The sequence below is a fragment of the Microlunatus sp. GCM10028923 genome (assembly GCF_042666975.1).
Classification (GTDB): Bacteria; Actinomycetota; Actinomycetes; order Propionibacteriales; family Propionibacteriaceae; genus Microlunatus.
The window spans coordinates 592,106-610,393 of the sequence record NZ_JBHTFF010000004.1; the positions used below are offsets into that span (position 1 = coordinate 592,106).

16 protein-coding genes are annotated in these 18,288 nt (G+C 68.7%); 7 read left to right on the forward strand and 9 right to left on the reverse strand.

Annotation, left to right across the window (positions count from 1 at the left end; all coding sequences use genetic code 11):
- Nucleotides 1-27: 27 nt before the first annotated feature.
- Nucleotides 28-3,330: a fibronectin type III domain-containing protein gene (locus ACFQU4_RS13005; RefSeq protein ID WP_377492176.1), complete on the reverse strand. Its 3,303-nt coding sequence runs from the start codon at nt 3,328-3,330 to the stop codon at nt 28-30.
- Between the two features lie 301 nt (nt 3,331-3,631).
- Between ACFQU4_RS13005 and ACFQU4_RS13010 the strand changes: the two genes are divergently transcribed.
- Nucleotides 3,632-4,459: a serine protein kinase RIO gene (locus ACFQU4_RS13010; RefSeq protein WP_377492179.1), complete on the forward strand. Its 828-nt coding sequence runs from the start codon at nt 3,632-3,634 to the stop codon at nt 4,457-4,459.
- On the opposite strand, the gene ACFQU4_RS13015 is transcribed toward ACFQU4_RS13010, so the two are convergent.
- The gene (locus tag ACFQU4_RS13015) at nt 4,460-5,224 is read right to left on the reverse strand and encodes a VOC family protein (protein WP_377492182.1); all 765 of its coding nucleotides are present in this window, start codon (nt 5,222-5,224) and stop codon (nt 4,460-4,462) included.
- Nucleotides 5,224-5,382, reverse strand: coding sequence for a CopG family transcriptional regulator (locus ACFQU4_RS13020; protein WP_179756515.1), 159 nt, complete (start codon nt 5,380-5,382; stop codon nt 5,224-5,226). The genes ACFQU4_RS13015 and ACFQU4_RS13020 overlap by 1 nt, the downstream gene beginning before the upstream one ends.
- Before the next feature lie 92 nt (nt 5,383-5,474).
- Here ACFQU4_RS13020 and ACFQU4_RS13025 point away from each other — a divergent pair, with 92 nt between their 5' ends.
- Entirely contained in the window at nt 5,475-6,479 is a 1,005-nt protein-coding gene (locus ACFQU4_RS13025; RefSeq protein WP_377492186.1) for an ABC transporter substrate-binding protein, read from the forward strand.
- A 47-nt stretch (nt 6,480-6,526) separates the two neighbouring features.
- A complete protein-coding gene (locus tag ACFQU4_RS13030) occupies nt 6,527-6,976 on the forward strand; it encodes a DoxX family protein (protein ID WP_377492189.1) in 450 nt (149 codons plus the stop codon).
- Here ACFQU4_RS13030 and ACFQU4_RS13035 read toward each other — a convergent pair.
- From ACFQU4_RS13035 to ACFQU4_RS13050, 4 genes are read right to left on the reverse strand one after another with little or no spacing between them, the layout of a single operon-like run.
- A complete protein-coding gene (locus tag ACFQU4_RS13035) occupies nt 6,931-7,737 on the reverse strand; it encodes an NAD-dependent epimerase/dehydratase family protein (protein WP_377492192.1) in 807 nt (268 codons plus the stop codon). The genes ACFQU4_RS13030 and ACFQU4_RS13035 overlap by 46 nt on opposite strands.
- Entirely contained in the window at nt 7,737-8,723 is a 987-nt protein-coding gene (locus ACFQU4_RS13040; RefSeq protein WP_377492195.1) for a mannonate dehydratase, read from the reverse strand. The genes ACFQU4_RS13035 and ACFQU4_RS13040 overlap by 1 nt, the downstream gene beginning before the upstream one ends.
- A gap of 3 nt (nt 8,724-8,726) precedes the next feature.
- Complete coding sequence (locus ACFQU4_RS13045) at nt 8,727-10,016, reverse strand: mandelate racemase/muconate lactonizing enzyme family protein (protein ID WP_377492198.1); 1,290 nt, start codon at nt 10,014-10,016, stop codon at nt 8,727-8,729.
- A gap of 60 nt (nt 10,017-10,076) precedes the next feature.
- A complete protein-coding gene (locus ACFQU4_RS13050; protein ID WP_377492201.1) occupies nt 10,077-10,889 on the reverse strand; it encodes an RraA family protein in 813 nt (270 codons plus the stop codon).
- Between the two features lie 108 nt (nt 10,890-10,997).
- Here ACFQU4_RS13050 and ACFQU4_RS13055 point away from each other — a divergent pair, with 108 nt between their 5' ends.
- From ACFQU4_RS13055 to ACFQU4_RS13065, 3 genes are all read left to right on the forward strand, one after another.
- Entirely contained in the window at nt 10,998-11,753 is a 756-nt protein-coding gene (locus tag ACFQU4_RS13055) for an IclR family transcriptional regulator (RefSeq protein WP_377492204.1), read from the forward strand.
- A 174-nt stretch (nt 11,754-11,927) separates the two neighbouring features.
- Nucleotides 11,928-12,578 (forward strand): dihydrofolate reductase family protein, encoded by a 651-nt coding sequence (locus ACFQU4_RS13060; protein ID WP_377492207.1) that lies wholly within the window; start codon nt 11,928-11,930, stop codon nt 12,576-12,578.
- 325 nt (nt 12,579-12,903) lie between these two features.
- On the forward strand, nt 12,904-13,587 hold the full coding sequence (locus ACFQU4_RS13065) for a phosphotransferase (protein WP_377492265.1): 684 nt from the start codon (nt 12,904-12,906) through the stop codon (nt 13,585-13,587).
- On the opposite strand, the gene ACFQU4_RS13070 is transcribed toward ACFQU4_RS13065, so the two are convergent.
- The gene (locus tag ACFQU4_RS13070) at nt 13,549-14,349 is read right to left on the reverse strand and encodes a class I SAM-dependent methyltransferase (protein ID WP_377492210.1); all 801 of its coding nucleotides are present in this window, start codon (nt 14,347-14,349) and stop codon (nt 13,549-13,551) included. The genes ACFQU4_RS13065 and ACFQU4_RS13070 overlap by 39 nt on opposite strands.
- 142 nt (nt 14,350-14,491) lie before the next feature.
- Here ACFQU4_RS13070 and ACFQU4_RS13075 point away from each other — a divergent pair, with 142 nt between their 5' ends.
- Entirely contained in the window at nt 14,492-15,034 is a 543-nt protein-coding gene (locus ACFQU4_RS13075) for a dihydrofolate reductase family protein (RefSeq protein WP_377492213.1), read from the forward strand.
- Between the two features lie 1,761 nt (nt 15,035-16,795).
- Here the strand turns inward: ACFQU4_RS13075 and ACFQU4_RS13080 are convergent.
- A complete protein-coding gene (locus tag ACFQU4_RS13080) occupies nt 16,796-18,145 on the reverse strand; it encodes a DUF222 domain-containing protein (RefSeq protein WP_377492215.1) in 1,350 nt (449 codons plus the stop codon).
- Nucleotides 18,146-18,288 lie beyond the last annotated feature (143 nt).

The window sequence follows — 18,288 nt, forward strand, 5'->3', positions numbered from 1 at the left end:
CCCGGACGGTTCCGGGGGTGCCGCCGGCTAACTCACCCGGCGCCAGGCGACACCGACGTCGCCGGGCCGCTCGTTCCGGGTGGGGCGCCGGGCCTGCCACCACTGGCCGTCGTGGGCGACGAGCTCGGCCCCGCTGTAGCGCCAGCTGGCCGTCCAGCTGCGTTGCAGCCCCAGCTCGCCGGTGACGAGTTCGCCGGCCTCCTGCCACGGCCCGCGCGCCGAGCCGGGTCGTTCCCCGTCCGTGCGCCGGTACGCCACCCAGGTCCGGTCCTCGTACCGCACCAGAGCGCCGTTGCCGTAGGACTCGCCGGCGGCCCACGGTTCGGCTTCGCTCTGCCCGGCCGCGTAGGCCCGGACGGTGACCGGCTTCGACGGATCGGACTCGCCGACCGCGTTCTCGGCACGGACCGTGTACGTGTACTCCTGGCCCGGCTTCGCCGTGCGGTCGTAGAAGGTGGACACCCCCGCGGTGCCGAGCTTGACGGCCGGTTCGCCGCCCTGGCTGCGGTAGATCACGTGGCGCTGATTCCCCGCACCGGGCTTGAAGATCAGACCGACGAACGTCTCCCCGGACAGCCCGACCGCGAGGCCTGCGGGAGCGGCGGGCCGCGGCAGCGCGGCGTGCACCGCGTCGCTCGGCTCGGACCGGGCCCGCTCGTTCTCCGCCACGATCCGGTAGCTGTAGCCGGTGGCCGACGTCGGGGCCGCGGCGACGTACGCGGTCTTCGTCACCGACCCGATCTCGGTGAAGTCACTGGCGCCGTCGGCCTTGCGCTGCACCCGGTAGGTCTGCGCATCGGTGACCGCGTCCCAGGCCAGGCTGACCGTGGAGTGCCCGATCTCCGTCACCCGCGGAATGGCCGGTTTGGCCGGCAGTTCCAACGGGCCGTTCGTCGTGGCGCCGACCGGTTCGGAGGGCGCCGACGCACCGCCGGCGCCGAGGGCGATGACGCGGTAGCGGTAGCTCGTACTCGGCTCCACCGCGGTGTCGGAGAACCGGGTCCCGTCCGTCCGATGGATGACCGCGAACTCGCCGTCCATACCGGCCCGCTCGACGGCATAGCCCACCGCACCGTCGACCTCGGGCCAGCTCAGGCCGACCGAGTAGCTCTTCGGCTCGGCCGTCGGGGTGCCGGGCGTCGCCGGTGGCGCGCTGCCGTCGTCGTAGCTGAGGTCCACCGGCTCGGACGGCGCCGACTCCCCGCCGGAGTTCACCGCGGAGACCCGATAGCTGTACGGCACTCCGGCGGTCAGGTCCTGCTCCTCGAACGCCGGTTCGGTCGTGGTCGCCACCGACCGCGGGTACGGCTCCGCCAGCGAGGACCGGTACACGACATAGGCCGTGGCGTCGGCGACCGGATCCCAGCGCAGACTCGCGGTGCCGCCGCCGATCTCCCCGCTCACCGCGGTCGGTGTCGCCACCTCGGAGTCCTCGGCCGTGGGCCGGAGGACGACGAAGTAGTTCATCGTCGAGCCGCCGCTGTTGGGGCCCAGCACCACCCGGGTCCCGGCGGTCACGCTGCGCTTGAACAGGGCGTACTTCACCGGCTGGTCGTCGGTGATCACCGCCCCGGTGTCCTCGTACGCCGAGGTCAGCCAGTCCGGCCGGGACGAGATCCGGCTGTCGTGAGCGACATAGAGGTCGGTGTCCCGGGCGACGTGGAAGCTCACCAGGTCGTCGTTCGTGGCACCCCGCGACTCGTTCGCCGACCTGATCCATTCCGCGCCGCGCAGGTCGGCCGGGATGTCGGCGAAGCGGTAGGTCCGGTCCCCGTGGGTCACGTCGCCGGCCTGCAGGTTCGCCTCGAGCGACCACTTGGTGGCGCTCACCGCACCGTTGGCGGAGGTGTCGTTGACCACGACACTGCGGGCGACCTCGCCGTTCAGCGGGGGCCGCGGTGCCGGATCCTCAGCGGGCGGGACCGGCGGGTCGAACGGCTCGCCGTCCCACGGGACCGGAGCCAGCGGGTAGCCCTCGGGAAAGCCGGGCTCGGCCAGCTCGTTCAGGTACTCCTCGAGGTTCGGGTAGCCGTTGCCGTTGTCGTCGCCGTTGCGGTCGGACGCGTCGTTCGGATCGAGCCCGCGCGCGGTCTCCCAGCCGTCGGGCATCCCGTCGCGGTCGGCGTCGGCGGGCGCTGAGCCGGCAGCCAGTTCCGGGAACCCGCCGACGTCGCCCTCCTGGTCGATGATCACGCCGGTCTGATGCCGTACCCCGGCGATCACCCGGCGGTCCACCGCGTCGCGTTGCAGCGAGGCACCGGCATGGTCGAGGACATTCCGGTACGCCGACTCCGGCGACTCGGTGTGCACCGGCGGGTAGGCGAACCGCTCGTCGACGACGACGCTCGGCCGGTCGGACTCCATCAGGCCGGCGCCGGGATCCTCGCCGTCCAGCACCTGGTTGACGTTGCCGTCGATCCGGTTGTCGTCCAGGTACACCTGGTAGTTCTCGTTGCCGCGGAACACGCCGAACTGCGGCTCGGTGGAGTTCGCGCCGGCGATGAAGTAGTTGCCGACGACGTTGCCGTACCCCTTGGTGCCGGACTCGCCGCCGGCGACGTAGGCGAAGTCGCCCCAGTTGTAGATCACGTTGTTCACGAAGTCCATCGGGCCCTTGGTCTTCGGATTGCGGTCGTTGTTGTGGGCGTACAGGTTGTGGTGCATCGAGATGGTGTTCATCTCGACCAGCCCGCCCATCGAATGGGTCAGCAGACCCTCCGAGACGATCGACCACTGCACGGAGATGTTCTTCGACCGGGGGTGGTCGTAGTCCTTGCTCTTGATCGACAGCACCTCGTCGCTGCCCCAGGAGAACGACGAGTGGTCGATGATGACGTTCTGGCAGTCCTCGAGGTACAGCGTGTCGTCGCCGGCCTGGTCGGAGTTGCGGAACCGCAGGTGCCGGATGACGATGTCGCTGCTGTCGTGGAAGCGGATGTTGTTGCCGGCGATGGTCACCCCGTCCCCCGGCGCCGTCTGCCCGGCGATGGTGATCCGCGACTTGTCCCGCACGATGATCTGCGGGATCGCGATCTCCCCGCCGATGTCGAAGACGATCGTGCGCGGGGTGTCACCGGCCGTGGTGAGGGCATCGTGGAAGGTGCCCGGACCGGTCAGGTCACGGCTCGTGACGTGGTAGACCTCGCCGCCGCGACCGCCCTGGGCGAACGCCCCGAGCCCTTCGGCACCGGGGAAGGCGGGCAGCGCGTCCTCTTCGGCGCGAGCCGGCGAACCCGGCAGGAGCACCAGGGACAGCGCCAAACACAGCAGCAATGGCAACCACAGCCGGCCTGCCGACGGCACCACAGAACCCGAGAACAGCTGACGCATTCCGCCCATCCCATACCCCTCTGTATGAAGATCATCTGACGTTGAAACGATCCAGCGAGAAACCGGTTTCACCGTAACAGAGGATTTTGGCGAGCGTCAAGAAGTCGATCACCGCGGCGACGACGGGCGGCGCGCGAGAGAAATCATTTGCCAGGCCGGACGCGGATCGGTCACGATCGACCGGCAAGTGCCCGTGCGTGCCGGGAGCGGCCCGGTGCCTGAGGAAGGAGGCGTGACATGTCCATCGCCTCCTTTGATCACGCCCTCGTGATCATCACCCTCAGCACAGGAGCACCTACCCATGCACGAACCACGGTCCGCAACGGACTACGGCTTCGACTTCACCTTCGAGGCCAAGCCTGACCTGCCCGCCGACCAGCGCTGGTCTCGTTACGACGAGATGGGCGTCCTGACCGGGCCCGAACCCCTGCCCGACTGGGTGATCACCGAGATGGCGATCGACACCGAGTTGGGCATCCTCAAGACCGGCAAGGAGGCCGACGTCCACCTGGTCGAACGGGCCACCGACGACCGGGTCGAACTCCATGCCGCCAAGCGGTACCGATCCCATGATCACCGACAGTTCCACCGGGACAGCGGGTACGTCGAGGGACGCAAGATCAGGAACACCCGGGACCGCCGGGCCATGGCCAAGGGCAGCCAGTGGGGCCGCTCCGTCGAGGCCGGTCAGTGGGCCGCCGCCGAATGGGGCACCCTCTGCGACCTCTGGTCGGCCGGCCTCCCGGTGCCGTACCCGATCCAACTCGACGGCACCGAGATCCTGATGGAGTTGATCACCGACGAGGAGGGCCGGCCGGCGCCGCGGTTGGCCCAGGCCCGGCCGGACCCGGACCTGCTGGCCGCCTTCTGGCAGCAGCTCACCGATGCCATGCGTGTGCTGGCCTCGCGCCAGCTGGCGCACGGGGACCTGTCGCCGTACAACATCCTGGCCACGGAGGACCGGGTCGTGATCATCGACCTCCCCCAGGTCGTCGACATCGTCGGAAACCCCCAGGGCATGGACTTCCTGGCCCGGGACTGCCGCAATGTCGCGAACTGGTTCGTCAGCAAGGGATTGGCGGTGGACGCCGACGAGCTGCTGTCGGAGTTGATCAGTTACGCCTGGTGATCATGAAGCCTCGGGCGGCCAGACCTCGACCAGCTGGCCGTCCGGATCCGTCACGGCGATCCGGCGTGGGGCATCCAGGAGCGACGGTGCATAGCCGGCCGCCGTGAGCCGGTCGGCGACCGCCTCGAGCGGCTCGTCGGTCTCGAAGCTCAGGCCGACCGAACCCTCCTGCTCCTCGGTGTCGGCCCGATGCAGGAGGATCACGCCGCGGTCGCCGTTGCGAAGGTGATGATGATCTTCGGAACCGTCCTCGTCGGCACGGAACCCGAACCGGTCGAAGAACCGGGCCGCGCCGTCCAGGTCGTTGGTGAAGAAGACCACGACCACGTCGATCGGACCCGGCTTCGGATCGCCCAGTTCGTGCCGCTCGTAACCGTAGAGGTCGTTCTGCTCCTCGTTGATCGAGAGCCCGCCGCCGAAGGGCGTCTTGACCGTGGCCTGCACCCCGAAGGACTCGTCCCAGACGGTCGTCTCCAGCCCCTGCCCCTTCAGGTATTCGGCGGCCGCCCTGGCCTCCGGTGCGACCATGACCAGCCCGGTCTGGCCGCCCGGCGCGCCGGAATCGCTGCGGTCGCCGGAGGCGTGCAGGGCGACGGATCCGCTGCGGCCGCGGAGGTCGTACCAACCGGTGCCCTTGCTGATCAGGACGCCGAGTCCGAGCGCCTCCAGAAAGCGCGCCATCGCGGCCGGCTCGTCGGAGAACCGGAACGCCTGCGCAACGAAGGCCGGCTCGGCAACCTTGTTCTGCTCGGTCACGGTGATCATCACTGTCCCTTCTTCGTCGTCAGATAGGCCTCGAGCGCGGTCTCGACCACGGCCGACAGACTGCGCCCCTCATCGATGGCCTGGTGTTTGAACCGGCGGACCAGCTCCGGCGGCAGGTAGACGTTGAACTGAACCTTGCTCGGCTTGTCGGCAACCATGGCTACTATGCTAGCAATCTAGTGCTGAGATGTGTCAACCCCTTCAGATCCACTGAGTTAAGGTCTGCCTAACCAAAAGAAGGGGACCCTCGATGCGCCCGTTGCGCCTGCTTGTCGTGATCATGGTCGGCCTGGCCCTGTTGGCCACGGGCTGCGGGAGTGGCGGCAGCACGCCGTCCGGCGCCGCGCCGGCGCCGCAGCGGCTCGGCCCGACCACCGCGCCCGGCGACGACGTCTGCGGCGAGACCCGCCCGGCCGCCGGACCGACGGCCATCGAGCACGCGATGGGATCGACCACCGTCCCGGACGACCCGCAGCGGATCGTGGTGCTGGACAGCGACAAGCTGGACACCGTCTGCGCCCTCGGGCTCCAGGACCGGCTCGTCGGCACGATCTCGCTGGACAGCGGCCAGCCGTCCTACCTCGGCCCGACGATCAAGGCCGTCCCGACGGTCGGCAAGATCGCCGAGCCGGAGCTGGAGAAGATCGCGAGCCTGAAGCCGGATTTGATCCTCGGCTCCAAGTTCCGCACCCCGGACCTGTACGACCAGCTGTCCCAGATCGCGCCGACGGTGTTCACCGAGCTGGTCGGCCTGACCTGGCAGGAGAACTTCCTGCTCGACGCGAGCGCGCTGCGGCGGGCCGACCAGGGCCAGGAACTCCTTGATCAACTCAAGGCGGACGCGAAGACCGCCGGTGCCGAGGTCGACGGTGCCCAGGCCGAGGCGTCGATCGTCCGGTTCATCAACGGCGGCATCCGGATCTACGGACCGACCAGCTTCTCCGGTTCGGTGCTCGAGCTGGCCGGCGTCTCCCGGCCGGAGTTCCAACAGCTGAAGGGCGCCGAGGACCGGCGGTTCGCCGAGATCAGCGCCGAAGAGCTGCCGAAGGCGGACGGCAAGATCATCTACGTGACCGCGTACGGGCCGGACGCCACCGCCGAGCAGGATCGGCTGCTGAAGGATCCGCTCTGGCAGACCCTGAACGGCGTCAAGAGCGGACGGGTCTACCTGATCTCCGACGAGATCTGGATGACCGGGATCGGCGTGATCGCCGCCGACGGGATCCTGGCGGACCTGAAGACCTCGCTCGGCTGACGATCAACGTTCGGGCTCCCGTCATTCCCTGCTGGTAGAACGGCTCGATGGCTACCGCTTCCGAGTCCTCCCGCCCGCGCCCGGTCTCGGTCGTCGGCTGGATCCTGCAGGTCCTGGCCGCCGCGATGTTCCTGTTCACCGGGTTCGGCAAGCTCACCGGCTCCGCGGTCAGCGTCGAGACCTTCGACGCGATCGGGGCCGGTGACTGGCTGCGCTACCTGACCGGAGTGCTGGAACTGCTGGGCGCCGTGGGGCTGCTGGTTCCGCCGCTGTCCGGCCTGGCCGCGCTCTGCCTGGGCCTGCTGATGATCGGGGCGGTGCTGACCCAGTTCGTCGTCGGCGGCGCCTGGCTGCTGCCGGTGGGTCTGCTCGTCGTGGTCGCGGTGATCGTCTGGATCCGCTGGCCCCGGACGGTCGGGTTGATCGCCCGGATCCGTACCGGGGCAGGGAATCAGGACGTCCAGTCGAGCCGGTCCCGGGCCGGCGAACAGTCGTAGAAACCGCGCTGGCCGGACAGATCGCCGCGGATCGGCGTGTCCGGGAAGTAGCGTCGCGCCAGTTCCTCGCTCGGCACCTCGCTGGCGGTCCGGTCGGCGACGACATAGAACACCTCGGCGCCCCGGACGTCGGCCGTCAGCGCGGCCAGGCAGACCTCGGCGCACGCGTCGGGCGGCGAATAGCCCCACAGGTCCGGTGCCGCGGCGGCCTCGTTGCGCTGGATATGGGCGGCCCGCGCCTCGCGTTCCATGATCGCCGAGAAGCGCAGGCTGGCCACCGACAGGGACGGGAAGCGCCGGGCGAGCGAGCGCGCCTGCTCCTCCAGGATCCACTTGGACAGGCTGTACGGATCCTCGGCGTAGGTGGGATGCGCCACGTCGATCGGGAAGTAGTCGAACCGCGGCGTGCGGCTGTAGATGCCGCCGATCGCGTTCACGCTGGACGCCGCGCAGACTCTGGTCACGCCGGCCTCAGCGGCCGCCAGCAGGACCGAGTAGGAGCCCGTCACGTTGTCGTGGTGGGTCCGCGGCCAACCGGGCTGCGGCCCGGCCCAGGCGGCCAGGTGGATCACCGCGTCCACCCCGTCGAGCAACCCGCGGACCGCGTCGTAGTCGGTGACGTCGGCGATCACCGACTGCACCAGCGGCCCGGCCTCGAACACCTCCCGGTCGCAGGCGATCACCGAGTGCCCGGCCGCGGCCGCCGCATCGACCACCCGGCGGCCGAGCCGGCCAGCCGCGCCGGTGATCATGATCCGCATCAGGTCTCCTTGCCCGCGGCCTCGATCAGTCCGCGCATGTAGCCGATCGCGAAGAGCCGGCCCAGGGTGCCGTACCCCACGTCGGAGAGCGGTTCGCCATACATCGTCGGTACGTGATCACACCGCATCAGGCCCTCGAACCCGATGTCGCGATACGCCTTGACGCAACCGTACATGTCGGTCGGCCCCGCATCGTGCCAGGTCTCGGTGAACTTCTCGACGGTGCCCTCGACGTCGCGGAAGTGGACGAAGAAGATCTTGCCGTCGGCACCGAGCTCGTCGATCGCGGCCGGAAGATCATCGGTCATCAGCCGGAAGTTGCCCTGGCAGAAGGTGATCCCGTTCATCGGCGAGTCCACGGTCTGCAGCAGCCGGCGGTAGCCGTCCAGGCTGGACATGATCCGGCCCACCCCGCCGAGCGGCGACAGCGGCGGATCGTCCGGGTGCATGGCCAGACGGACGCCGGCATCCTCGGCCACCGGGATCACCCGGCGCAGGAAGTACTCCAGGTTCTCCCAGAGTTGATCTTCCGCGATCTCGCCCAGCTCCGGCGGCGGCCCCGCCTCGAACGCCGTCCGGTCGAAGGCCGTGACCACCGAGCCGGCCCGGGACGGGGTGCTGGTGGAGGTGCGGACCCAGTTCCGGTCGGTCATCCACTCGTAGCACCAGACCGGGATGCCGAGCTTGCCCATGCTGGTGATCAAGGTGCAGACCGCGTCGATCTCCTCGTCCCGGCCGGGCAGCCCGCGCTTGGCCAGGTTGAGCGGCGGCCGCCATTCGATAACCCCGAGATCGAAGCCGGCCTGGTTGTACCGGTCCTTCAGGCGCAGCATCGGCAGGTAGTCCCAGGGCGCGTCGCCGCCACCGGAGTCCAGCCGGGCCACCGGCGGCAGGGTGCCCACCGCGTCCTCCACGCCGGCCTGCGCGACGAGCTGGGACAGCGTGCCGCCGACCTCGGCTCCCGGTACGACTTCAGCGATCTTCATCGGTCAGCTCCAGAGACGATCATGGGCGGATTCGTTGTCCCACACGGCCGTGTCGGCGAACAGGACCGGTGCTCTCGGGTCGAGGTGCTCGGCGAACAGCTCCTCGTTGATGTCGGTGAAGCCGAGGCCCGGCGTCTCCGGCACCGCGATGTGGCCGTCGGCGATGATCGGGTTCGGCAGTCCGGTCACCAGGTCGTTCCAGAACTCCACGTCGGCCGCGTGGTGCTCCAGGGCCAGGAAGTTGTACGTCGCGGCCGCCAGGTGGACACTCGCCATGGTGGCGACCGGCGACGCGGCGAGATGCAGCGCCATTGCGATCCCCCGCTCCTCCGCGTAGTCGCCCAGCCGCTTGGTCTCGGCGATCCCGCCCGAGGTCGCCGGATCGGGATGGACCACCCGGATCGCTCCGGAATCCAACAGGGGCTTGAAGTTCTCGGTCAGATAGATGTCCTCGCCGGTGCAGGTCGGCACCGCGACCGCCTCGGTCAACTGGCGCCACTGGTCGGTGAACTGCCACGGGATCAGGTCCTCGATCCAGGCCAGCGTGTACGGCTCCAGGGCGCGGCCGATCCGGATGCAGGAGTCGAGCGCGATGTGGCCGAAGTGGTCGGCGGCCAGCGCGATGTCGTACCCGACGATCTCGCGGACCCGTTCGACGTAGCCGGCCATCGCCTCGACCCCGGCGTCGGTGACCTGGATCCCGGTGAACGGGTGCATGGTGGTGCTGTCGGTCAGGGCCCCGGGCGGCGCGATCAGCGCGCCCGGCACGTCCTTGATCAGATTGATCCCGACGTCCATCTTGAGCATGCTGAAGCCGCGGGCCTTCCGCTCCCGCAGCCGCTCCCCCATCCGCTCCGGGTCGGCCTCGCTCGGGGTGTCGGCATAGCACCGGACCCGGTCCCGGAACTGTCCGCCGACGAGGGCGTACGCCGGAACGCCGTAGGCCTTGCCGGCCAGGTCCATCAGCGCCATCTCGATCCCGCAGACGCCACCGCCCTGCCGGCCGTGCGCGCCGAACTGTTTGATCTTGCGGAAGATCTTGTCCAGGTTGCACGGGTTCTCGCCGATGATCCGGCTCTTCAAGATCAACGCGTAGCTGGCGCTGGCCCCGTCCCGGACCTCGCCGTAGCCGACCAGGCCCTGGTTGGTCTCCAGCCGGATGATCGTGGACGGGAACGGCACCCCGACCAGGTTGGCGATCTTGAGATCGGTGATCCGCAGCTGGCTGGGCCTAGAGGCGGTGTTGACGTTGTCCTCGCTCAGCACGGGAACGCCCGAACCGACGGTGGTCATGGCGGGTTTCCTTCTCTCGTTGAGGATTCAGATCGGGTTGGCCCTCAGATCGGGCTGCCCTCAGATCGGATGGGCGAGGGTCCAGTCGGCGTAGTCGGCCTCGATGTGGTCGGCCCAGGTGCCGGTGTCGATCTCGGTCGTGGTGTAGACCCGCTCCGAGATCCGCAGCTTGCCGAACCGGTCCCGGTGGGCCGTCTTCTTGCTCTCCTGGACGACTGCGGCGACCAGGTGCGGCGGGATGAAGGTGACCCCGAGCTCGGTGCCGAGCACGACGTCGCCGGGCAGCACGGTGGCGCCGCCGATGGTGACCGCGGCGTTGACCGTGTTCAGCACGACCTCACGGATCGGCGACGGATCGGTGTCGCGGAAGTAGAAGTTGGCGTCGAGCTCGCGCAGTCCGGTCAGGTCGCGCACGCCGCCGTCGATCACGGCGCCGACCCCGGTCCGGGTCGCCACCGCCGTGCCGAGGTTGTCGCCCACGACCGTACCGTTGAAGACCTTGCCGAAGATGTCGGCGACCAGGCAGTCGCCGGCGCCCAGCGATTCGATCACCCAGGTGTTCTGCCGACCACCCTCGGTGAAGCCGTGGTCCCGGCCGTCGCGTACCACGGCTTCGTTGTGGTCCGGCCGGAACGGCACGAACCCGCAGGTCAGGGCCCGGCCGGCGAACGGGCGGCCCGGCCGGGACTGCACCCAGCTGCCGACGTACTGCCGCGGATAGCCGGCGTGATCAAGAACGGACCAGGCGTGCTCGGCGGTGGCCCCGGCGAGCACCTCAAGATCATCATCGGGAACCCGGGGACGTCCGTCGTCGGACCGCTCCCCTTCCCACAACGGTGTAAGGGCGACGATCTCTTCATAGGACGGCAGCATCGAGGAGTCCTCGGTTGACGGGAGTTGCGCAGAATGCAACGCTGTTGATTAATCCTGCGCAGCGGGGGCGCAGCCTGTCAAGGGTCGGACCACCAGGAGACACGAGCGATGGCAGCAGTGGAGGACGGGCGGGCGACGTCGTCGCTGCGGCGCGGCCTGGTCGCCCTCGAACTGGTGGCCCAGGCCAGCCAGGACGGCGCCACGGTGACCGAGGTCGCCGCCCAGCTGGGGCTGGACAAGTCCAGCAGTTCCCGGATCCTGGCCACCCTGCGCGAGGCGGGCTATGTCCGGCAGGACGTCAACCGGCGCTACTTCTCCACGCCGCGACTGAGCAAGCTGGCCCACCGCCGGCCGGGGGTGCTCGACCTCGCCGGCCTGGCCCGGGCCCGACTCGAGCAGCTTCATGATCAACACGACGAGGCGATCCACCTCGCGGTGGTCAACGGCGGCGAGATGCTGTTCCTCGACTATCTGCAGACCAGCAAGGCCGTCCGGACCGAGATCCCGATGGTGCCGCGGCCGATCCACGAGGTCGCCGTCGGTGTCGCCGTCCTGGCCGTGGTCGAACACGGCGAGCGGTCCCAGTTGATGCGCGAGTCGCTGGCCGCGGCCCACCATCGGTTGTCGCCGGCCGAGCGCCGGGAGCTGTCCGGCCAGATCGAGCGGGCCCAGCAGCGCGGCTGGGCGACCATCGAGCACGGCGACGAGGTGTCCCGGATCGCCGTCGCCCTGACCGGGGCCGAGGGTGGCCCGGTCGGCGCGATCTGCCTGTCCGGGCCCTCGTACCGGATCGATCCGATGACCGAGGAGCTCGCCCGCGACACCATCGCCGCGGCCGCCGAGATCAGTTCCGCCCTGCGCTGACGCCCCTTTCCGCGCCCTCTGACGAGTTCCCGGGAATGCCTGGACCGCCTGCGCCGTACATAGTACGGTACGGCGTACACGCCACATCGGGGATCCGCCGATCTCCGACCTGCAGACTGCTCGCGATTCCGTGACAGCCGCACGCGGTGCCGGCTCGACGGCTACGGCAGCCTCATGATCACCGGTCGTGAGCGCCCGGATCCGTACCCAGAAAGGAACACCATGCGCAAGATCATCGTGTCCATCCACAGCACCGCCAACAACATCGTCACCGGACCGCCGTCCGGCGACGACACCGACTTCATGCAGTGGGCGCACCCCGGCATCGAGGAGTCGCTGGACGCCCTGCTGGCCTCCTTCGAAGGGGTCGACACGATCATGTTCGGCCGCGGCACGTATCGCGACCTGGAGCGGAAGTGGCCGGGCGTCAAGGACTGGCCCGGCGTCAACGACGTCACCCTCCGCATCGGCCACCTGGTCAACACGCTGCCCAAGCTGGTGGTGACCACGGCGACGACGCAGGAGAGCCTCCGCTGGGGCGAGCACGAACCGGCGACGTCATTCCCCGGACCCGACGTCGAGGGGCGGATCAGGGCACTGAAGGAGGGCGACGGCGGCGACATCATCACCTTCGGCAGCCCGAAGCTCGTCCAGAGCCTGACCAATGCCGGTCTGGTCGACGAATACCGGATCCTGGTCCATCCGGTGATCATGAACGAGGGCAGCCACCTGTTCGAGAACCTGAACGGACGCACGGATCTCCGGCTCGTAGGCGTGGAGAGGTTTGCGGGCGGCGCGCTGATGATCAGCTACGCGACCTCCTGAAGGCCCGGCACCCGAGCGACGGGACAAATCCGGGTGCGGCCGATCGCCACGGCTGGCAGGATCGCGGGATGACGGTCGACGAAGCGGCGATGACGGCTGCTCTGGCCGCGGCGAGCCCCGCGATCTCCTTGCAGGGAAGGCCTCGACGCCTGAACGGGTACGCCAACGACGTCTGGTTCTGTGACAGCGACGCGGGGCCCGTGGTCGCCAAGGTGCGGCTGATCCCGGAGGAGGATCCGGAGCAGCTCGCGACGTACGTCCACACGATGGGGCTGTTGCGGGCCGACGGGTTCCCGACTCCGGAACTCCTCGTCTTCGAGGACTCCTGTGCCGCGCTCGGCGGCCGCCAGTTCTCGGTGCTGCTCCATGCCGCCGGGACGGAGGCGTCGACGGTGATCGGGCGGCTCTCCGGCGACGAGCGGTCCGAGCTGCTGCGGGAGTTCGGGCGGATCGTGGGTCGGCTGCACGCCATCGAATTGGCTCCCGGGACGGTCTGCGCGACGACACCGGGCAGGCCCACGGCACCTGGGCCGAGGTCTTCCGCGCGGCCCTCGACGAGGTGCTGGCCGAGTTGACCTGGCTCGACGGCGACGAGCGGCGGCTGGCCGACTCGACGGCCGCGCGGATCGAGCACGAGGCACCGGCGCTGCTCTCGACCGTGCACCAGCCCCGCCTGGTCCACCGCGATCTCCACCCGGGCAACTTCCTCGTCGAGGGTAAGGCCACGGTCCTGCTGGACTTCGAGATGGTCCGCGAATGGGACGCCGCGTACGACTTCATCAAGATCAACAGCAGCCTGCTCGACGGTGCGCCCGAGGAGGCCGCCGCCTTCCACGCCGGGTACGCCGAACACGTGGCGACGGACGACGCCTTCGCCGCGCGGGTCCGGCTGTACCAGGGCCTCTACGGCCTGCTGTCGGCCGCCGGGTTCCACAGCGGCAACGGCCGGCACCGGCACTGGGCGTCTCGGCTACGGCGCTGGCTGGCGGCGGAACAGGACGGGCTGTGACACCCAGTGCCGGGTCACCCGACCGCCGGGCCGCTCGGCGAACAGGCGCCTGACCTCAGCCTCCAGATGATCACGCTTCGCCGGCTCCATGACGAGGTGGTTCGCGAACGTACCGAGGAGGGCGAGGTAGCCGTCGACGTCGTACTCGACCGGCCAGACATACCGCCGGTCGGCGACTACGGTGAAGGATCCGGACGACTCGGCTTCCTCGATCAGCGGTCCGTTGATGGGTCCCGGCGGCGCCGGCGGCCAGTCGATCGCCCCTTCGCCGAGCTCCTCGTACACGGGTTGGAGCTGGTCGAAGAACGGATCGTAGCCGTCCGGGAAGGCGTGCCGGGCGCCGAACACCGCCAGCCAGCCACCCGGCGCCAGTAGCTTGGCGGCCTTCGACCAGCGGAGCTCGGGATCGAACCAGCGCCACGCATTGGCGGAGTAGACGAGGTCGAAGCCGGCCCCGGCCGGCGGTTCCCAGTCCTCGAAGCTGCTGGTGGTCACCGTGACCAGCGGGAAGGCGGCGAGGTTGCGCCGGGCCTGCTCGGCGAGGTTGGGGCCGAGCTCGACGGCGGTGATCTTGAACCCGCGACGGGCGAGGTCCACCGTCGCCGTGCCGGGGCCGGCGCCGAACTCCAGCAGTTCGGCCGGTGGCCGGAGGCCGGTGGAGGCGATCAGGTCGTCGAACAGTGCGGCGGGGTACGGCGACCGCGCCGACAGGTAGATCGCGGCGGACTCGTCGAACGCATCGCGCTGGCTGGTCGGGGGCATTCCAGGATCGTCCCACGCAAAGGCCGCCGACGCTCCTGACTTTCATCACTACCCGCCCGGTCACGCCGCGGGGAGTCTCGAGGAACAACCCAGTCACGGCGCAACAAGCCGGGCGCCCGCCGCCCGGTTGATCAAGGAGAGAATGATCATGGGATCCCTCAAGGCCAGTCTGTTCATCTCGCTGGACGGCGTCACCGAAGACCCCGACACCTGGCACTTCCCGTACTTCGACGACCAGATGGGCGAGATCGTCGGGCGACTGATGGGCGAGGCCGAAGCCACCCTGATCGGGCGGAAGACGTACGAGGAGTTCGCGGCCTACTGGCCCGACGCCGACCCGGACGACCCGATCACCCAGCAGATGAACGGCTCCCGGAAGTACGTCGTCTCCACCACCCTGACCGAGCCTGACTGGCAGAACACGGCCGTGATCAACGGCGACATCGCCGCCGAACTGACCAGCCTGAAGGCCGACACCAACCTCGGCACGGCCGGCAGCCCGACCCTGGTCCGCTGGCTGGTCGAGCAGGGCCTGGCCGACGAACTACACCTGCTGCTCCACCCCGTCGTCGCCGGCCGCGGCCAGACCCTGTTCGGCGACAGCAAGTCCGTCCCGCTCACACTGCTCGACTCCACCGCACTCGACTCCGGCGTGGTCCATCTCGTCTACGGCCGAGCCCGTTAGGGGTTGTGCCCGGGATCGTTGTGGGGGCGCTGAATCGACAGTAGGCGTGGAGCGGCTGACTCGTAGCTGCCCGGGTCGGCGGTCGTGATTCGCCCCGGGCGCCGAGATGCGTTGGATCGTGCCGGTAGCCCGTGGGCGCGTTGTCTGCGATCACTGTCGGGGCGGCGCAGGTGATCTCGACGCTGATTGTGGCCTGTCGCACGATCACCGCCGTGCTCCATCGGTCCAGTCGGGGATGTCCGAGATCGACGGCGACCCCACGAAACACCTCCCGATAGGACCGGTCTGCGTCGATCCCCGTCGATTTCGGTCAGCATCCCCAACCAGTGGTCAACGCACCACACAGCAACCCGTTCCCTGAGCTTGTCGAAGGGCAAGGCACGATCCGGCTTGGCCCATCGACAGGCTCAGGGCGCTGAGGGATGCCAGGGGTGGGCGACCAGGCCGCACCAAGATCACAGGTGCCGGCACGATAGGCGAGGAAGATGTAGCCGCACGATCGCCACCGGCCCCTGAGCTTGTCGAAGGGCAAGGCACGATCCGGCTTGGCCCTTCGACAGGCTCAGGGCGCAGAAGGCCTACCAGGCCGCGACCCGGCAGGGCGTAGGCGACCGGCCCGTCACCAAGATCACGAGCGTGAGCACCGTCAATGAGGAAGATGTGGTCGCACGGTCAACGCCAGACGCCACCGGCCAACGCACCAACCCGACAGGCCGCTCGCCAACGACGGCCCGGAGCTTGTCGACGGGCTCAGGGCGGGCACGGAGGGTTGATCGGGCGGGCCAGAGGTCGTGGGCAACTGGTCCAGCACCAAGATCACGATGAGAGGGATGCGGCCGCACGATCAGTCACCGCCGAGTCTGGGATGTCCGAGATCGACGGCGACCCCACGAGATACCTCGCGATCGGGCCGGCCTGGGTCGATCCCCGTCGATTTCGGTCAGCATCCAACCGGTGGCCGACCGGCCAACGCACCCACCCAGCAAGCCGCGCGGAACGCCCCTGGGTCTTGTCGAAGGGCAGGGTGCGATTCGGCTTGGCCCTTCGACAGGCTCAGGGCGCTGAGCGTTGTTCAGGTGGCGGACCGGGGGGTGGTGGGCGACCAGGCCGGCACCAAGATCACGAGTGCGGCGCGGCTCGCGAGATGGGCTTGGCTGCACGACCAAACGCTGGGGCGCTGGCGGCTTACGCACCGACCAACAAGCCGTCCGGCAACACGTTCCCTGAGCTTGTCGAAGGGCCAGGCACGATCCGGCTTAGCCTTCGACCGGCGCAGGGCGCCGAGGGTTGACCAGGTGGCAGACCAGGGAGTGGAAGACGACCAGGCCAGCACCAAGATCACGAGTCCCGGCGCAGTTCGCGAGAGGACCTGGCTGCACGACCACGCTCGGCGCTGGCGGCTTACGCACCCACCAACAAGCCGCTCGGCAACACCGCACGGAGGTTTGATCAGGCGGGACGGAGGTCGGGGCGACTGGTCCAGCACCAAGATCACGAGCCGGCGCGGTTCGTGAGCTGGACTTGATTGCAGGACCAAACGCTAGGCGCTGGTGGCTTACGCGCACCAACAAAACCGCTCGGCAACACGTTCCCTGAGCTTGTCGAGGGCAAGGCGCGATCCGGCTTGGCCCTTCGACAGGCTCAGGGCACGGAGGGTTGGTCAGGCAGCGGACCAGAGGGCGTGGGCGACCGGGCCGGCGCCAAGATCGTGGGTGCCGGTGCGGTTGGTCAGATACACGTGGCCGTGGGGTGAGCGGAAGATCATTGTGGTCGGGTCCGGTTTTCGGCGTCGCCAACCACCGTGAGTGACTGCGCGATGTTCCGTCCTCGACAGCGGAATGAGCTTCTCGACTCGGGTCTGGCCGGGTGGACCGTTCGGTCGGTACGGGTCCGTGTGGTCAAGGTCGAGGTTCCGGGTCGCGGTCGACCACGGGAACACGCTCCCTGGACAGTGCAGCATCGCATGATCACGATGCCGGTCCGGATCTCGTAGTCATCCACTGGCGGCGGCGCATCATTCAGATCGATCACCGGACGCACAATCACGCGATCATGGTGTAGCCAGCCACCGACCACACTCTTCAGGGTCGGCCCGATCTCAGGCACCCGGCAGACTCCCTCACCCTGGGCGAGGTCCTCGGCGGAGATGTGGACGACCACGGTCGAGGTCGGGACCAGCAGCTTCGGATCCAACCTCTCGACCAGCCGTTCCACCGCGGCTTCGAAGATCACCGACTCCACATCCACCGCGGCCGGACGATCCCGGAGGGCTGGATGGACGTCGGACTCCTCGATCGTCAGCTGGGGTTCGTCACCCGGCGTCAACGCGGCGACAGCCTCGGCCAACTCCTCATCGAACAACTCTGGCTGCCGCCGCTTCGCCCGCAACCTGGTGATCGCAGCGGCATCACCCAACAATCCGAACGCCTCAGCACGCCGCTCATCAGCAGTGCCCTCACTCAGACAATCGGCAAGCTCCTGCACCCGCGCATACAACCGTTCCGCCGCCAACGGTTCCAGCCTGCCGAACACGCCCTTCAGCCCGTTGTCGTCGGTCTGCGACTTCCACACCCCGACCTGCCTACGCCGCTCCTCATACTCCGCCCGAGCCCGATCAGCATCGATCCGCAAGATCATCGCCTCGACCGCATCAAAGAGCTTCCCCGGCGGCTGCGTCCCGGCGAACCAAGCCACCGCCCGATCCACCTCACCGGCCTGATCTTGGGAGAGCCGGTGCGTCATCCGGGCGACCCGCCGGGCCTGCCACTCCTCCACCTCACAGCCCATCATCTTCGCCCACAATCGTGGCAGTCGATGACGAAGATCAAGAACATCACCCAGGAACAACATCCCGGAACCCGTACTCTTGCCCAGCTTCGCGAACAACTCCACCATCGCGAGATCGTTGACCGCGGGCGTGCCTTCCCCGCCCGGCCGGACCGCCCGCGCCAACCCGGGCCCGGTCTCCATGATCGACTCCGCCGGATGCGCATCCGCCCAGGCTGCAACCCAGACCAGGAGTTCGTTCGCGACCGCGATCCGGGCACGCTTCAACCCGTCCACGGCCTTCAGGATGTCGCGGCTGCCGTACCCAACAGCCTTCGACTCCAACGATTCGAACATAGAAGCCTCTCCTCACGCTTGTGTGGGTGATCGAGGCGGGTTGATCGGCGGGGTTCCCCTTGTGTGGTGGAGGTTTCGACGTGTTGTGGGAGATGTGAGGACGCGCACGCGGTCGGCTCTTCTAGGTTGGT

Bases quoted from the DNA above. Each gene is read 5' to 3' on its own strand.
- ACFQU4_RS13005 (WP_377492176.1), bottom strand. From the start codon at position 3,330: ATGCGTCAGCTGTTCTCGGGTTCTGTGGTGCCGTCGGCAGGCCGGCTG.
- ACFQU4_RS13010 (WP_377492179.1), top strand. From the start codon at position 3,632: ATGCACGAACCACGGTCCGCAACGGACTACGGCTTCGACTTCACCTTC.
- ACFQU4_RS13015 (WP_377492182.1), bottom strand. From the start codon at position 5,224: ATGATCACCGTGACCGAGCAGAACAAGGTTGCCGAGCCGGCCTTCGTT.
- ACFQU4_RS13020 (WP_179756515.1), bottom strand. From the start codon at position 5,382: ATGGTTGCCGACAAGCCGAGCAAGGTTCAGTTCAACGTCTACCTGCCG.
- ACFQU4_RS13025 (WP_377492186.1), top strand. From the start codon at position 5,475: ATGCGCCCGTTGCGCCTGCTTGTCGTGATCATGGTCGGCCTGGCCCTG.
- ACFQU4_RS13030 (WP_377492189.1), top strand. From the start codon at position 6,527: ATGGCTACCGCTTCCGAGTCCTCCCGCCCGCGCCCGGTCTCGGTCGTC.
- ACFQU4_RS13035 (WP_377492192.1), bottom strand. From the start codon at position 7,737: ATGCGGATCATGATCACCGGCGCGGCTGGCCGGCTCGGCCGCCGGGTG.
- ACFQU4_RS13040 (WP_377492195.1), bottom strand. From the start codon at position 8,723: ATGAAGATCGCTGAAGTCGTACCGGGAGCCGAGGTCGGCGGCACGCTG.
- ACFQU4_RS13045 (WP_377492198.1), bottom strand. From the start codon at position 10,016: ATGACCACCGTCGGTTCGGGCGTTCCCGTGCTGAGCGAGGACAACGTC.
- ACFQU4_RS13050 (WP_377492201.1), bottom strand. From the start codon at position 10,889: ATGCTGCCGTCCTATGAAGAGATCGTCGCCCTTACACCGTTGTGGGAA.
- ACFQU4_RS13055 (WP_377492204.1), top strand. From the start codon at position 10,998: ATGGCAGCAGTGGAGGACGGGCGGGCGACGTCGTCGCTGCGGCGCGGC.
- ACFQU4_RS13060 (WP_377492207.1), top strand. From the start codon at position 11,928: ATGATCACCGGTCGTGAGCGCCCGGATCCGTACCCAGAAAGGAACACC.
- ACFQU4_RS13070 (WP_377492210.1), bottom strand. From the start codon at position 14,349: ATGCCCCCGACCAGCCAGCGCGATGCGTTCGACGAGTCCGCCGCGATC.
- ACFQU4_RS13075 (WP_377492213.1), top strand. From the start codon at position 14,492: ATGATCATGGGATCCCTCAAGGCCAGTCTGTTCATCTCGCTGGACGGC.